Origin of the sequence: uncultured Roseovarius sp. (assembly GCF_913054395.1) — a bacterium.
In the GTDB taxonomy this organism is placed as follows: domain Bacteria; phylum Pseudomonadota; class Alphaproteobacteria; order Rhodobacterales; family Rhodobacteraceae; genus Roseovarius.
This window is the reverse complement of the sequence record NZ_CAJXIP010000090.1, coordinates 1-14128: the sequence shown is the minus strand read 5'-3', so window position 1 is coordinate 14128 and position 14128 is coordinate 1. Positions and strand designations below refer to the sequence as shown.

The 14128-nt window shown below is 61.5% G+C and carries 13 protein-coding genes; 6 read left to right on the top strand and 7 right to left on the bottom strand.

Annotated features, from left to right (window positions below):
• From QZ522_RS12730 to QZ522_RS12720, 3 genes are all read left to right on the top strand, one after another.
• Positions 1–1118: TRCF domain-containing protein (locus QZ522_RS12730; protein WP_294612039.1), on the top strand; the 1118-nt coding region annotated here is incomplete at its 5' end.
• 144 nt (positions 1119–1262) lie between these two features.
• Positions 1263–2660 carry an amidase gene (locus QZ522_RS12725; protein ID WP_294612036.1) on the top strand — a complete coding sequence of 466 codons (1398 nt, stop codon included), beginning with the start codon at positions 1263–1265 and terminating at the stop codon, positions 2658–2660.
• A 69-nt stretch (positions 2661–2729) separates the two neighbouring features.
• Positions 2730–3548, top strand: coding sequence for a DUF2189 domain-containing protein (locus QZ522_RS12720; protein ID WP_294612033.1), 819 nt, complete (start codon positions 2730–2732; stop codon positions 3546–3548).
• A 52-nt stretch (positions 3549–3600) separates the two neighbouring features.
• Here QZ522_RS12720 and QZ522_RS12715 read toward each other — a convergent pair whose 3' ends face one another.
• Positions 3601–3813 (bottom strand): hypothetical protein, encoded by a 213-nt coding sequence (locus QZ522_RS12715; protein ID WP_294612030.1) that lies wholly within the window; start codon positions 3811–3813, stop codon positions 3601–3603.
• Positions 3810–4967, bottom strand: coding sequence for an aromatic ring-hydroxylating dioxygenase subunit alpha (locus QZ522_RS12710; protein WP_294612028.1), 1158 nt, complete (start codon positions 4965–4967; stop codon positions 3810–3812). Before QZ522_RS12710 ends, QZ522_RS12715 begins: the two co-directional genes overlap by 4 nt.
• Positions 4968–5232: 265 nt before the next feature.
• Here QZ522_RS12710 and QZ522_RS12705 point away from each other — a divergent pair, with 265 nt between their 5' ends.
• Together QZ522_RS12705 and QZ522_RS12700 are read left to right on the top strand one after the other, a co-directional pair.
• Positions 5233–5928, top strand: coding sequence for a metalloregulator ArsR/SmtB family transcription factor (locus QZ522_RS12705; protein WP_294612026.1), 696 nt, complete (start codon positions 5233–5235; stop codon positions 5926–5928).
• Positions 5929–6010: 82 nt separating this feature from the next.
• Positions 6011–6454: a hypothetical protein gene (locus QZ522_RS12700; protein ID WP_294612023.1), complete on the top strand. Its 444-nt coding sequence runs from the start codon at positions 6011–6013 to the stop codon at positions 6452–6454.
• Between the two features lie 84 nt (positions 6455–6538).
• Here QZ522_RS12700 and ilvN read toward each other — a convergent pair whose 3' ends face one another.
• The 5 genes from ilvN to QZ522_RS12675 all read right to left on the bottom strand — a co-directional run bounded on the left by ilvN (position 6539) and on the right by QZ522_RS12675 (position 12734).
• Complete coding sequence (gene ilvN, locus QZ522_RS12695) at positions 6539–7099, bottom strand: acetolactate synthase small subunit (protein ID WP_294612020.1); 561 nt, start codon at positions 7097–7099, stop codon at positions 6539–6541.
• A gap of 80 nt (positions 7100–7179) precedes the next feature.
• Positions 7180–8934: an acetolactate synthase 3 large subunit gene (locus QZ522_RS12690; protein ID WP_294612017.1), complete on the bottom strand. Its 1755-nt coding sequence runs from the start codon at positions 8932–8934 to the stop codon at positions 7180–7182.
• Between the two features lie 386 nt (positions 8935–9320).
• Entirely contained in the window at positions 9321–9968 is a 648-nt protein-coding gene (locus tag QZ522_RS12685) for a response regulator transcription factor (RefSeq protein WP_294612014.1), read from the bottom strand.
• The gene (locus tag QZ522_RS12680) at positions 9965–11422 is read right to left on the bottom strand and encodes a cache domain-containing protein (RefSeq protein WP_294612013.1); all 1458 of its coding nucleotides are present in this window, start codon (positions 11420–11422) and stop codon (positions 9965–9967) included. Before QZ522_RS12680 ends, QZ522_RS12685 begins: the two co-directional genes overlap by 4 nt.
• 49 nt (positions 11423–11471) lie before the next feature.
• The gene (locus QZ522_RS12675) at positions 11472–12734 is read right to left on the bottom strand and encodes a SulP family inorganic anion transporter (protein ID WP_294612010.1); all 1263 of its coding nucleotides are present in this window, start codon (positions 12732–12734) and stop codon (positions 11472–11474) included.
• A 231-nt stretch (positions 12735–12965) separates the two neighbouring features.
• On the opposite strand from QZ522_RS12675, the gene QZ522_RS12670 reads away from it, so the two are divergent.
• Positions 12966–14051: a TRAP transporter substrate-binding protein gene (locus QZ522_RS12670; RefSeq protein ID WP_294612008.1), complete on the top strand. Its 1086-nt coding sequence runs from the start codon at positions 12966–12968 to the stop codon at positions 14049–14051.
• Positions 14052–14128: the final 77 nt, after the last annotated feature.

The window sequence follows — 14128 nt, the reverse complement described above, 5'->3', positions numbered from 1 at the left end:
TCAGCACCTATATCAGCGAGTTCGACAGCGTGACCCTTCGCGAAGCGCTCTTGCGCGAGCATTATCGCGGCGGGCAGTCGTTTTACGTGGTGCCCCGGATCAGCGACCTGCCGGAAATCGAGGGTTTCCTGAAAACCCAGGTGCCCGAGGTCAGCTATGTCATCGCCCACGGCCAGATGGCGGCGGGCGAGCTCGATGACCGGATGAACGCCTTTTACGACGGCAAATACGACGTGCTTCTGGCGACCACCATCGTGGAATCCGGCCTTGATATCCCGACCGCCAACACGATGATCATCCACCGCGCCGATATGTTCGGCCTGAGCCAGCTCTATCAGATCCGTGGCCGGGTCGGGCGCTCGAAGACGCGGGCCTATGCCTATCTGACGACCAAGCCGCGCACGCCGCTGACGCCCGGCGCCGAAAAGCGGCTGCGCGTACTCGGGAGCCTTGATACGCTTGGGGCGGGCTTTACCCTGGCCAGCCAGGACCTCGATATTCGCGGGGCGGGCAACCTCTTGGGCGAAGAGCAATCGGGCCAGATGCGCGACGTCGGCTATGAGCTTTATCAATCCATGCTGGAAGAGGCGATTGCCAAGATCAGGTCGGGCCAGATGGAGGGCCTGTCGGAAGCCGATGACCAATGGGCGCCGCAGATCAATCTTGGCGTACCGGTCCTTATCCCCGAGGCCTATGTGCCCGATCTCGATGTGCGCCTCGGGCTTTATCGCCGCCTCAGCGGGCTGGAGACCAAGGTTGAACTGGAAGGCTTTGCCGCCGAGTTGATCGACCGCTTTGGCAAGCTGCCGCGCGAGGTGAACATGCTGATGCTGGTGGTGCGGATCAAGGCGATGTGCAAACGCGCCGGGATTGCCAAGCTTGACGGCGGGCCCAAGGGGGCAACGATCCAGTTTCACAATGACAAGTTTGCCTCACCGCAGGGGCTTGTCGAATTCATCAGCGATCAGCGCGGTCTGGCCAAGGTACGTGACAACAAGATCGTCGTGCGCCGCGACTGGAAAGGTGAAACCGACCGCATCAAGGGCGCCTTTGCGATTGCGCGGGACCTGGCGGAAAAGGTTATTGCCGAAAGGAAGCGCGCCTCGGCCAAGGGGTGAGGCCGGGGCTGCGGGCGGTATTTGGGGGCGCTGCCCCCATCGCTTGCAGCGATTCCCCCGGGATATTTTTAGCAAGAAGAAACAGGCTGTTGTGCTCTGCATCGCGGGGCCATAGCGTCGCGCGGTAACTGAGGGAGATGACCAATGGATATCACGGGGCGTGAAGCGGGCGAACTGGTCGGGATGCAGATGCGCAGGGAGATCAGCGCGCAAGAGCTGATGCGCGCCACGCTGGGGAAGATCGCAGCCACCAATGGCGCGGTGAATGCGATTGTCGATCTGCGCGATGAAGAGGCGCTTATGGCCGAGGCGCGCGCGGCCGACAATGCCCCCGCGCAGGGGGCGCTTCACGGGGTGCCGATCGCGGTCAAGGACCTGGCCAATGTGGCGGGGCTGGCGACCTCGCAGGGGTCGCCGCTGTTTGCCGGTCAGGTGGCGCAAAAGGACGATCTTCACGTGGCGCGGATGCGGGCGGCAGGGGCGATTTTCATCGGCAAGACCAACACGCCGGAGTTCGGCCTTGGCAGTCATACCTTCAACCCGGTGCATGGGGTGACGCGCAACCCCTATGATGCGGGGCGGTCTTGTGGCGGCTCGTCCGGGGGGGCGGCGGTGGCCTTGGCCTGTGGCATGCTGAGCCTGGCCGACGGGTCGGACATGATGGGCAGCCTGCGCAATCCGGCCGGGTGGTGCAACGTCTATGGCATGCGCCCGAGCTGGTCGCTGGTGCCGGGCGAGCCGCGCGCCGACACGTTCTTGCATCAGCTTTCGACCAATGGCCCGATGGCGCGCAGCCCGCGCGATATGGCGCGGCTTCTGGCGGTCATGGCGGGGCCCGATCCGCGCCAGCCGCATGGCAGCCCTGTGCCGAATCTGAGCGATATCAGGCCAGAGGCCAAGGGTGCGCGGATCGGCTGGCTTGGCGATTGGGGCGGGCAATGGCCGTTCGAGGCCGGTATTCTGGACCTTTCGGAAGCTGCCTTGCGGGTGTTCGAGGGCCTTGGTGCGCAGGTGGAGCCGCTGGCCGCCCCCTTCAGCCGCGATGCGCTTTGGCAGAGCTGGGTCACGCTGCGCAACTGGGCGGTGTCGGCCAATCTGACGCCGCTTCTCGAGAGTGGCCGGTTGAAGCCCGAAGCGGTCTGGGAAGTGGAGGCGGGGCAACGCCTGAGCGCGCTGGACGTGCACAGGGCGAGCGTGACGCGCAGCGGCTGGTTTGCCGCGGCGGCGCGATTGTTCGATCGCTATGACGCGCTTGTCCTGCCAACGGCGCAAGTCTGGCCGTTTCCGGCGGACTGGACCTATCCCAAAGAAATCAATGGTCAGCAGATGGACACCTATCACCGCTGGATGGAGGTGGTGGTGCCCGCCTCCTTGGCGGGCTTGCCTGCGGTGGCGGTGCCGGCGGGATTTGGCGAGGCGGGCCTGCCGATGGGGATTCAGCTTATCGGGCGGCGCGGCGATGATGCGCGCCTGTTGGAGCTGGCGCAGGCCTATCACGAGGCAACGCTATGGCCCCAGAAGCGCCCCCCGAACATAAGCTGAATTCAAGTTACATCTTTGCGGCGGGCACGGCCTTGGCTAACCTTCGGCAAAACCGGGAGGGGGTTTGATATGCCAGCCAGTGAGATCAAGCCGCATGGACGGCCCGAGATGGGAGAGGTCCGTTTTGCCATGCTTGGCGAGGCGCTGCGCCGGGGGTGGGGCGACATGCGCCGCGCGCCGGGCTATGCATTTGTTTTTGCAGGCGTTTACGTTGTGGTGGGGCTTGTCATGGCGGGCGTCACCTGGAGCACCGGCAAAAGCTATTGGCTGATCTTTGCCGCAGTGGGGTTTCCGTTGGTCGGGCCATTTGCGGCCGTCGGCCTGTACGAGGTCAGTCATCGGCTTGAGCAGGGGCGCGCGCTTGTGCCCTCGGAGGTGATGGGCGTGATCGCCCATCAGCGTCGTCGTCAATTGCCGTCGATCTGTGCGATCATCATCATGGTGTTCCTGTTCTGGTTCTTTCTGGCGCATATGATCTTTGCGCTGTTTCTCGGACTTTCGACAATGACGAATGTGTCGTCTTCCCTTGAGGTTTATCTTACGCCAGAGGGGCTGGGCATGCTGGGCGTCGGCACCGGGGTGGGGGCGCTGTTCGCGCTATTCATCTATGCGATCACGGTGATTTCTCTGCCGCTTCTGCTGGACCGCGAGGTGGATTTCGTGACTGCGATGCTGACCAGCCTCGAGGTGGTCGTGCAGAACCCGCTGCCGATGCTGGCCTGGGGCGTGATGATTGCGGTGCTGACTTTTGTGGCGCTGCTGCCGGCGTTTCTGGGGCTTTTTGTCGTATTGCCGCTTTTGGGGCATGCAACATGGCATCTTTACCGGCTGATCTGTGTGGCGGGCGAGGCGGGCGCAGAGGTCGAGACCGGGGATTTGCAGGACTAGGCAACAGGTCTGCGGACCCGATAATCCGGCCAATTTCCTTGGGCGGCAGGCGTCAGGCCTCGCGCCCGTGGCTTTTGAGGCGTGCATGCAGATCGCGCGCTTGCGGTACTCCGGCCTCGAGCGCGAAGATATAGGCATGGGTCAGGAAAAAACAGGCCGCATCCAGATCATTCGCGCCATCGGCCGCCGCAGCATAGAGCGTGACCAGAGCCTTCTGGTCACGCGCCTCATGGGCCGCCAGCATCTGTTCGTGCAGGCCGTTCATTCAGCCGCCTTTGCCATGGCGCGATGCGCGCTTACCTTGCTTGCCACCCAATGGTGGAAGCAATGCGTCGGGCTATCCATCACCGGTGAGAACCGCCCGCCGTCGAAATAGGTGGCATGGCGCCCTCTCTGCATTCCCTCGACGACAAAGATGTCTTCCTCGAACACCGTTTTCCAAAGCTGGGTGTTGCGCGCGCGCAGGCCCTCGTCGCTATTGGGGACGGCGTAATAGAGGTGGATATGTTCAACCGTGCGGTCCGTCGCCTTGGGTTCCAGAATGATTGCGAAGGCATGGTCACGCTGCACCCCCAAAAGAACGTTCGGATAGGCCGCGATATATTCGGCCTGTTCGTTCCACTTTTTGCCGACCTCTTCGAAATCTGGGAATTTCTCGCCGTTTTCATTCGTCAACTGGCGATAGACCATCGTACCCTGGCCAGAGAACGCGCCGGGCTTTTCGATGTGATAATGATCTTCCAGCTTGGAATAGCTGTTCAGGCCCGGATGCACCCACGGCAGGTGATAGCTCTCGCAGAAATTTTCGACCGCGAGCTTCCAGTTGGTGTTCACCTCAAGCTCGAAGCGGCTGTCATGACCACCGTGATAGAGTGGCAGGTCGAATTCTTTCCAGCGTTCGATGATATCCGACATGGCCTCTTCAAAGGCGGGCGCGTCGCCCGAGACGTTGATCCAGACCACGTCGCGCCAGATATGGCTGCGCACCTCGTTAAGGCCAAGCTCGTTGCGCTTGATTGCCTCGTGGGTGTTATGGCCGGGACCGCCGACATGCGGCGTGCTGACAAGGTTGCCCTTTGTCGAATAGCACCAGGAATGATAGGGACAGCGAATGGCGCCTTCGATCTTGCGGGGCTCTTCCACAAGGATCATGCCGCGGTGGCGGCAGATATTCTGAAATACCCGCACATCGCCATCCTTGTCGCGAATCAGCAAGAGCGGCATGCCGAGGAATTCCACCGGCTTGGCATCGCCCGGTTCCGGCACATCCGCAGCGACTGCAAGCCCGGCCCATTGCGAGAACAAAAGTGCGTGCTTTTCTTCTTCGAAAACGGCGGGATCAATGTAATGCGCGTTGGGAAGGCCATTGGCCGTATCCACGCTGGCGCTTACCTTGGACAGATTAGTCAGCTGGGGCATTTTGAATCTCCGTGGGGCCATAATTTGCGAAATGATTGCCCGAAAAACATGCCCATAGCCGCCTGTCTGCGACGCGAATTTACACAAGGCGACAATTTTTCGTAGGGTCGCGGACATTTGCCCGGTCAGCAAAAAGGACGTCGCATCTGCCATTCATGCCGCCCGCAGAGCCACCCGTGGTCTGAAATCCGTGCCCGGTACGCGATTGGTCTGGGCACCCCGGCGCCTTCGCGCTAGCTTGCCGCGCATGACAACAGACCCGAGATTGGACATTATTGGCGCGGCGCTGGCGGATGCCAGCCGGATGCGGATTCTGTGCGAGTTGATGGATGGGCGGGCCTTCACCAACAAAGAACTGGCCTGCGCCGCCGATATCAGCCCGCAAACGGCCAGTGTGCATCTCAAGGTTCTCGAAGCCGCCGGGTTCACCGCATCGCTGCGCAGCGGGCGCCATGTCTATCACCGGATAGCAGGGCCCGAGGTTGCCGAAGTGCTTGAAAAGCTTTCAAGCCTGTCGCCGTCGGATCACCTGATGCGAAGATCGCAGGGGGCGAAGACGGTGACGGATGCGCTTTTGGCGCGGAGCTGTTACAACCACATGGCGGGGCGGCTTGGCGTTCTGATAACCGAACGGCTGGCTGCGCTTGGCGTGATCCGCCTTGGCGATGAAACCGTCACCTGCGGTCCGCAGTGCAGGGCCTTCTGTGACAGGCTCGGGATCGCGATGCCCAAGCCCGGCGCCGGAAAACCGCTTGTAAAGCTCTGTCTCGACTGGACCGAGCGCCGTCACCATATTTCAGGCCCCTTGGCCACGGCGATCCTTGAGCGGGCGCTGGCCATGCATTGGCTTGACCGCCGCGCCGGAAGCCGCGCCCTGATGATCACCGCGGACGGCTACGCGGCCTTCGATCTCTGGTTTGGCCTTGGCAAAGAGGCGATCGACGGCGCAGGTGCCGCCTGAGAGTTCGGCCGATAACGAACCGTCTTTTTCCATGCCGTGCCGTGATCCGGCTACAAGGGGCATGAAACAGCCGGAGATTCCGATGACATTGCCAGACTTCGATAACGACCGGTTCACAGCCGAACAAGGGCTGCGGATCATTGTGCAGGTTCCCGAGACCCGCGCCGCGCAGATTGTGGAGGCGGTCCTTGGGAAAGACGCCCTTCGATACGGCGACTACGATTCTGTTACATTCAGAACCGCCGCCGGAGTGCAGCAATTCCGGGCGCTTGGCAGCGGGCGCAATGCCGCGACAGAAACGGCGGTCGAAGTACCCTGCCAGGAGCTATCCTTCTTTCTTGCGGGCAACGAGGCGACGGTCGTCGAGGTTCTCAGGGCAATCTATGCGGCGCATCCCTATGAAGAGCCGGTCGTTTTTGTCACGCCTTGCCTGCGCACATGCCATATTGCGGGCAGGGATGAGGACAATCCGAACCGGTTCTGGAACAGCCTCACCGAAGACTGGGTTCCCCAGGAGCACCGATAGCGTGGGGGCCGGCCCCGAGCCGGGCCCAAATGAAAACGGAGCCATCCGAGGCCCCGCTTTTGGTCTTTGCCTGCGGCGGGCCGCTCAGCCGCCCCGCGGAAGGGCCGCCACGCCGGTGCGCGCGATCTCCACAAGGCCGAGCGGGCGCATCAATTCGGCGAAGGCGTCGATCTTTTCCGGCGCGCCGGTGATCTCGAAGACAAAGCTGTTGAGTGTGCTGTCCACCGCATTGGCACGGAAGATATCCGCAAGCCGAAGCGCCTCGACCCGCTTTTCGCCCTCGCCCTCGACCTTGAACAGGGCAAGTTCGCGCTCGACGGCAGGCCCCTCGACGGTAAGGTCATGCACCGCATGGACCGGCACGATGCGGCCAAGCTGGGCCTTGATCTGTTCGATCACCTGCGGCGTGCCGGTGGTGACGATGGTGATCCGGCTGGTGTGGCCGGTATGATCCACCTCGGCCACCGTCAGGCTTTCGATGTTATAGCCGCGCCCCGAGAACAGGCCGATCACCCGTGCAAGAACGCCGGGTTCGTTGTCGACCAGCACGGCCAGCGTGTGACGCTCGGTGGTGTCCGAGAAAGTGGGGCGCAGATTATAGGCCGAATGCTTGGTCGAGCCTTTTTTGATTTTCAGAGCGGACATATTGATTTCCTTTGTTCCGGTGGTTTGGCGACGGAATTTTTGAAAAATTCCGGACCGTTTTCTTTCAAAGAAAACGGGTGTCACACCATCACAGCACCTTTTGACCCAATCGCATCCTTGGTCGAAGCATCACCCAGAAGCATCTTGTTATGCGGCTCTCCCGACGGGATCATCGGGAAACAGTTTTCGTGCTTTTCCACCAGGCAATCAAAGATCACCGGCCCGTCGTGGTTGAGCATTTCCATGATCGCGTCATCAAGATCGGCGGGATCCTTGCAGATGATCCCCTTGGCGCCAAAGGCCTCGGCCAGCTTGACAAAATCAGGCAGCGATTCAGACCAGCTTGAGGAATAACGCTCGCCGTGCAGCAATTGCTGCCACTGGCGTACCATGCCAAGACGTTCGTTGTTCAGGATGAACTGTTTTACCGGAAGCTTGTATTGCATCGCGGTGCCCATTTCCTGCATGTTCATGAGCCAGGAGGCTTCGCCGGCGACGTTGATCACAAGTGCCTCGGGATGCGCCATCTGCACCCCGATCGAGGCCGGAAAGCCATAGCCCATGGTGCCAAGCCCACCGGATGTCATCCAGCGGTTGGGATCGTTGAAGCCAAGATATTGCGCTGCCCACATCTGGTGCTGACCGACCTCGGTACAGATATAACGGTCATGGTCCTTGGTCAGCGCCTCAAGCCGGGCGAGGGCATGCTGCGGCTTGATCACAGAGCCTTTTTGCTCGAAGCGCAGGCAATCGACCTTTTTCCACTCGGCGATCTTGGCGCTCCATTTCTGGATGCCCTCGCGGTTCACCTTGCGGCCGCGCGATTTCCACACCTTGAGGAGGTCTTCAAGCACATGGGCAATATCGCCGACAATCGGAATGTCGGTCTTGATCACCTTGTTGATCGAAGAGGGGTCGATGTCGATATGCGCCTTGATCGAATCCGGGCTGAACGCATCCAGCCGCCCGGTGATCCGGTCATCGAAGCGCGCCCCGATGTTGATCATGAGGTCACAGCCGTGCATCGCCATGTTGGCCTCGTACAGACCGTGCATGCCAAGCATGCCGATCCAGTGCTCGCCATTGGCGGGATAGGCGCCAAGACCCATCAGGGTGCTGGTGATCGGAAAGCCGGTCGCCTCGACCAGTTCGCGCAAGAGCTGGCTTGCGGCGGGGCCGGAATTGATCACGCCGCCGCCGGTATAAAAGATCGGCCGCTTGGCTGTTTCCATCGCCGCCACCAGATCGGTGATCGAGTCCATGTCGCCCTTGACCTGCGGCTGGTAATGGCTGGTGCGGGCCTTCTGCGGCGAGGTGTACTCGGCGCTGGCGAATTGCACGTCCTTTGGGATATCGACCAGAACCGGACCGGGACGACCGCTTGTTGCCACGTGAAACGCCTGGTGCAGGACGTTCGACAGGTCCTTGGTGTCATTCACCAGCCAGTTGTGCTTGGTGCAGGGGCGGGTGATGCCGACGGTATCGGCCTCCTGAAAGGCATCGGTGCCGATCATGAAGGTCGGCACCTGGCCGGTCAGGACGATGATCGGAATGCTGTCCATCAACGCATCCGTCAGGCCGGTCACCGCATTGGTGGCACCGGGCCCGGAGGTCACAAGCACGACGCCCGGTTTGCCGCTTGAGCGGGCATAGCCTTCGGCGGCATGTACCGCGCCCTGTTCGTGGCGCACGAGCACGTGCCTGATGTCGTTTTGCTGGAATACCTCGTCATAAATCGGTAGCACGGCGCCTCCGGGATAGCCAAAGACGACGTCCACGCCCTGATCCTTGAGGGCCTGGACTATCATTTTCGCTCCGGTCATCTGACGTGTCATGTGCTTTGCTCCGTATATGACATCAACTCAATTCGCATAAAAAAGCCCCCGGTTTGATCCGAGGGCGCATGGGGTTCCATTATGGGTGCCTTACCGGCCCATGCGCCATGTACCTACGAGTACGACTAGGTTTGCCATGCGGCGACTCCTTTGCTGCGTGTGCGAGACATTATGGCTGGTGACGGGGGGCGTCAACCCGGTTTGCCCGATAAAATGTCGCGAAATGGGGTGAAATCTTTGCATTTATTGCGCAAAGAGGGGTGGTTTCATGATTTTACGTATATTTTTGCAAAAGCGAGCCAGAATTTTTCCGCCAGGCCTGCGATTTGCGCAGGGGCGTGGCGTTGCGGGGAAACTTATACAAACGGCATCCCGGCGCGCGGCGCTTACAAGCGCACGCCGGTGCCCTGCAAGACGCCATGCTCCATGGCATAGCGCGTCAGGCCGGCCGTGCTTGAAATCCCGAGCTTGCGCTTGATGTTCTTGCGGTGCGTTTCGACCGTGCGTACCGAGATATCGAGCGCAAGCCCGACCTCCTTGTTCGATTTGCCCTGCGCCAGTTGCAACAGGATGGTCTGTTCCCGGTTGGTGAGCTGTTCGCGGTCGCTGCTGTCATAGGGCGCGAGCGAGCCTTGCGCGCCGGTGCACAGATAGCGTTGCCCGGCCATCACCGCATCAATCGCGCGCTTTATCTCGTCGGTGGGCACGTCCTTCAGGACATAGCCCGCCGCGCCATGGCTAAGGGCGCTGGTGATATATTCCGGGCTGTCATGCATCGACAGGATAAGAATGCGGGTCTCGGGACGGCGTTCGAGGATGATCTCGGTGGTGCTCAGCCCGCCAATCCCCGGCATGTTGAGATCAAGCAGGATCACGTCCGGATTGAGCGCGCCGACCGTGTCAATGATCTCCTGACCGCTTGAGAGATTGGCGATCACCTCGACGTCGTCATAACTCTCAAGGATCGACTGAATGCCTTCGGCGACCATCGGGTGGTCATCTACGATTGCGATGCGAATGCGGGGTTTGGTCATGCGCTTGCCTTGGTCTTGGGGGCGGAAGGGGCGAGGGCATCCGATGCGGGATCAGGGCGGCCCTGCGGTTTCAGAAGGTGGGTCAGCGGCACATTGGCCTCGATCACGGTGCCGGATTTCGAAGACATCACCCGCAGCACCCCGTCAAGCTGTTCGATGCGCTCCTGCATGTTGCGCAGGCCGATCCCGCCATTAGGGGCCTGTTCGGCCTTGGCCTGATCAAGGCCGCAGCCATTGTCGGAAATCCGCAGCGTCGCGCCATCGGCATGGCCGCGCACGTCGATCTTAACCTCGGTCGCGCCGGAATGGCGTTCGACATTGGTCAGCGCTTCCTGGGCGACACGGTAAAGGGCGATCTTGGCCTCGTCATCAAGGCGGTTGCGAAACACCACGGTGCTGAACTCGGTCTTGATGCCGGTGCGGGTGCTGAAGCCCTCGGACAGGGCCTTGATCGCGGGGCCAAGGCCAAGGTCGTCAAGCGCACCGGGGCGCAGGTCGCGGCTGATGCGGCGAACCTCCTGAATGGCGCCAGAGAGATGGGTAATGCCCCGATCAAGCGTGTCCCCGGCGCGGGTATCGCCCGCTGCCAGCCGCCGCTTGGCCGTATCAAGCGCATAGCGCACGCCGACCAGGATCTGGCTGATGCCGTCATGCAATTCACGCGCGACGCGACCGCGCTCTTCTTCCTGGGCGTCAAACACCCGCTGGGTCAGCTTTTTGAGCTTGGCATCGGCCAGCCGGCGTTCGCGGATGTTGATGAACAACCCGGACACGAAAACAAGCAACAGCGCCGCCAGCATCGCCGCCCCGATATAGAGAAAGGTCTTTTGCACCCGGTCCTCGACCTTTTCGCGCGAGGCCGAGACCGCCGCAACCACATCGTCGATGAACACGCCGGTACCGACCGCCCACCGCCAATCCTGAAGGCCGATTACATAGGTGACCATGCGGGCCCGCTCGCCGGTGCTGGGTTTGCGCCACTCATAGCTGTGATAGCCCCCGCCAGAGCGCGCCAGCCGGATAAGCTCGTCGGTGATCGGGGCGCCGCTCGGGTCTTCAAGCCCGGTCCAGTTGCGCCCGATCAGATCGGTGTTGCGCGGGCTGACAAGGTTGTTGCCGTCATAATCAAACACAAAGAAATAGCCGTCCTGGCCATAGAGCATGCCCGCCAGGATCTGGCTGACCTGAAGCATCGCCGCCTCGTCATCGGGCGCGGCGCGCCCATAGATGTTGACGAAAGCCGTGCGTGCAATCGACAGGTAATTGCGCAGCTCGGCGCGCTTGGCCGCGATAAGCTGGGTTTCAAGCGTTTCGATCTCGCGCTCGGCCAGCTGGCGCGATTGCAGCGTCACCACCACCGAAATCGCCACCGCCGTCAGGATCAGCGGCAGCGTCGCGACAAGAAAAAGCTTTTGGCCATAGTTGAGCCGAAAAGAGGTGAACAAGCGGGTCATGGCAAAGCGATACGTCGAAACCGCCGCGATATCCAGCGTTTCGACCGCATCAGGCGTCCGGCGGGGTCCACTCGGCCTCGGGGACGTGCCGGTTGCGCAGCCGAAGCGCAAGCCCAAGCGCCACCCCGACGCCAATCGCCACGGTCAGATCGGCCAGCACCGTCAGAACCAGCGTCAGAAGAAGCAATACCTTGTCCGATGTCCGCGCTTTCATGTAGCCGCGCCATTTATGCGGCTCGCTCATGTTCCAGGCGGTCAACATCAACAGCCCGGCCAGGGCGGGCATCGCGAAATAGCCCGCAAGCGGCGCGACCAGAAGCATCACCAACAGGATGGTCAGCGCATGGATCATCCCCGCCACCGGGGTCTTGCCGCCCGCGCGCACATTGGTGGCGGTGCGGGCGATCGCCCCGGTGGCGGGCATCCCGCCAAACAGGGCCGAGCCAATATTGGCCACGCCATTGGCCAGCACCTCGGCGTTGGGGCGATAGCGCCCGCCGGTCATCCGGTCGGCGACGGCGGCGGACAAAAGCGATTCCACTCCGGCGAGAAAGGCAATCACCATGGCCGAGGGCAAAAGCGCCAGGACGCGCTCGACGCTGATCGACGGCAACCCCGGCGTTGGCAATGTCGAGGGCAGCGCGCCAAAGCGCGAATAAAGCGTATCGACCGGAAGCACCCAGACCGCCACCGCCGCCGAGGTTACACCGACCGCCACGATAAGCCCCGGATAGCGCGGCGCCGCGCGCCTGAGCGCCAGGATCAGCACGATCGTTGCCGCCCCGATCACGAAGGCCATGCCATTGAAGGTCTCGCGCGCCTCCCAGAGGGCGGCGATCTTTTCAAGGAATTCGCCGGGCAGCGCGCCGGTTTCAAGGCCGAAAAGATCGCGTAGCTGGCTTGTGGCGATGATGATGGCAATGCCGATGGTAAAGCCGTTTATCACCGCCTCGGGAATGTGGCGCACAAGGCTGCCTGCCCGCAGATAGCCGGCGATGATCAGGATCGCCCCTGCCATCAGCGTCGCCAGAACAAGCCCGTCATAGCCGAACTCGGTAATCACACCGTAGACCACCACGATAAAGGCACCGGTCGGCCCGCCGATCTGAACCCGGCTTGCGCCGAGGGCCGAAATCAGGAACCCGCCGACAATCGCCGTGATCAATCCGGCGCCGGGATCGGCCCCCGAGGCAATGGCAATGGCAATACTTAGCGGCAGCGCCACCATGGCGACGCTGATGCCGGCAAACAGATCGGCCTGAAACAATCCGGCGGTATAGCCGGGCAGGGTGGTCAGAATTTTGGGTTTCATGGCGCAACTCAACACCCGCCGCCCGGCGGCTTCAAGCGTAAATTGCCCTTATTCAACCCACGCCGATCACAAAATCGCGCCTGCGTCGGCGAAATTTCTGCTTTAAATGCGCCATATACGCAGTAGTCGGTATTTTCTCATCGAACATGCGCCTCTAAGGTCGGCACACTTCAAGTGATCCGCAGGCGGCCAAAACGCCGTTGGCACTGATATAATGGGGAGGAAAACCATATGGATCGTCGTTCTTTTCTGAAAAATACCGCGCTTGGTGGCGGTGCTGCCGTTGCCGCATCCGCACTGGCCGCGCCGGCCTATGCGCAGGGCAAGCGCACGCTGACCATGGTCACCACATGGGGCCGCGGCCTTGCAGGCGTGTTTGACGCCGCTCAGCGCGTTGCTGACAACATCAACGGCATGGCCGATGGCGACTTGACCGTCGAAGTCAAAGGGGCCGGCGAACTGGTTGGCGCCTTCGAGGTGTTTGACGCCGTGACCGCCGGTCAGGCCGACATGTACCACGGTGCCGACTATTATTTCGTGGGTCAGCATCCGTCTTATGCGTTCTTCACCTCGGTGCCCTTCGGCATGACCGCGCAAGAGCTGGTGAACTGGTATTACCACGGCGATGGCGCCGCATTCCACGACGAGCTTGGCCAGATCTTCGGCCTGAAATCCTTTCTTGCCGGCAACACCGGCGCGCAGGCGGGTGGCTGGTATTCGAAAGAAATCAACGGGCCCGAAGATTTCAACGGTCTCAAGTTCCGCATGCCCGGTCTTGGCGGCAAGGCGCTCGGCAAGCTTGGCGCGAGTGTGCAGAACATCCCCGGCGCCGAAGTCTATCAGGCGCTTGCAAGCGGCGCGATTGACGGCACCGAGTGGATCGGCCCCTGGGCGGACGAAAAGGCGGGTTTCCAGGAAATCACCAAGACCTACTACGCTGCGGGCTTCCACGAGCCGGGCGCGGGTCTGTCCGTGGCGACCAACCGTGACGTCTTTGAAGGCCTGTCGCCTGCGCATCAGAAAGTCATCGAGATCGCATCCGCCGAGGCCCACCAGTGGAACCTCAGCCAGTTCCTCGCCAACAACGGCGCCGCGCTGCAGCGTCTGCAGGCCGGTGGCGTCAAGGTCATGGAATTCCCTGACTCGGTCTGGGATGCGTTCGGTGCGGCTTCGAAAGAAGTCATGGACGAAAACATGGGCGACGATCTGTTCAAGAAAATTCACGACAGCGCAATGAAGTCGATGAAATCTTCTTCCGGCTGGCAAAACCTGTCGTCTGGTGTCTACACCGCACAGCGCGACCGCGTTCTGGGTTAACCCAACCCGACGTATCTTTTGGATCCCCCGCCTGGTGCGGGGGGTCCCTTTTTCATTTTTGCCGCAGGCCAGAAGGC

Bases quoted from the DNA above. Each gene is read 5' to 3' on its own strand.
- QZ522_RS12715 (WP_294612030.1), bottom strand. From the start codon at position 3,813: ATGAACGGCCTGCACGAACAGATGCTGGCGGCCCATGAGGCGCGTGAC.
- QZ522_RS12675 (WP_294612010.1), bottom strand. From the start codon at position 12,734: ATGAAACCCAAAATTCTGACCACCCTGCCCGGCTATACCGCCGGATTG.
- ilvN (WP_294612020.1), bottom strand. From the start codon at position 7,099: ATGTCCGCTCTGAAAATCAAAAAAGGCTCGACCAAGCATTCGGCCTAT.
- QZ522_RS12670 (WP_294612008.1), top strand. From the start codon at position 12,966: ATGGATCGTCGTTCTTTTCTGAAAAATACCGCGCTTGGTGGCGGTGCT.
- QZ522_RS12725 (WP_294612036.1), top strand. From the start codon at position 1,263: ATGGATATCACGGGGCGTGAAGCGGGCGAACTGGTCGGGATGCAGATG.
- QZ522_RS12685 (WP_294612014.1), bottom strand. From the start codon at position 9,968: ATGACCAAACCCCGCATTCGCATCGCAATCGTAGATGACCACCCGATG.
- QZ522_RS12680 (WP_294612013.1), bottom strand. From the start codon at position 11,422: ATGACCCGCTTGTTCACCTCTTTTCGGCTCAACTATGGCCAAAAGCTT.
- QZ522_RS12710 (WP_294612028.1), bottom strand. From the start codon at position 4,967: ATGCCCCAGCTGACTAATCTGTCCAAGGTAAGCGCCAGCGTGGATACG.
- QZ522_RS12720 (WP_294612033.1), top strand. From the start codon at position 2,730: ATGCCAGCCAGTGAGATCAAGCCGCATGGACGGCCCGAGATGGGAGAG.
- QZ522_RS12700 (WP_294612023.1), top strand. From the start codon at position 6,011: ATGACATTGCCAGACTTCGATAACGACCGGTTCACAGCCGAACAAGGG.
- QZ522_RS12690 (WP_294612017.1), bottom strand. From the start codon at position 8,934: ATGACACGTCAGATGACCGGAGCGAAAATGATAGTCCAGGCCCTCAAG.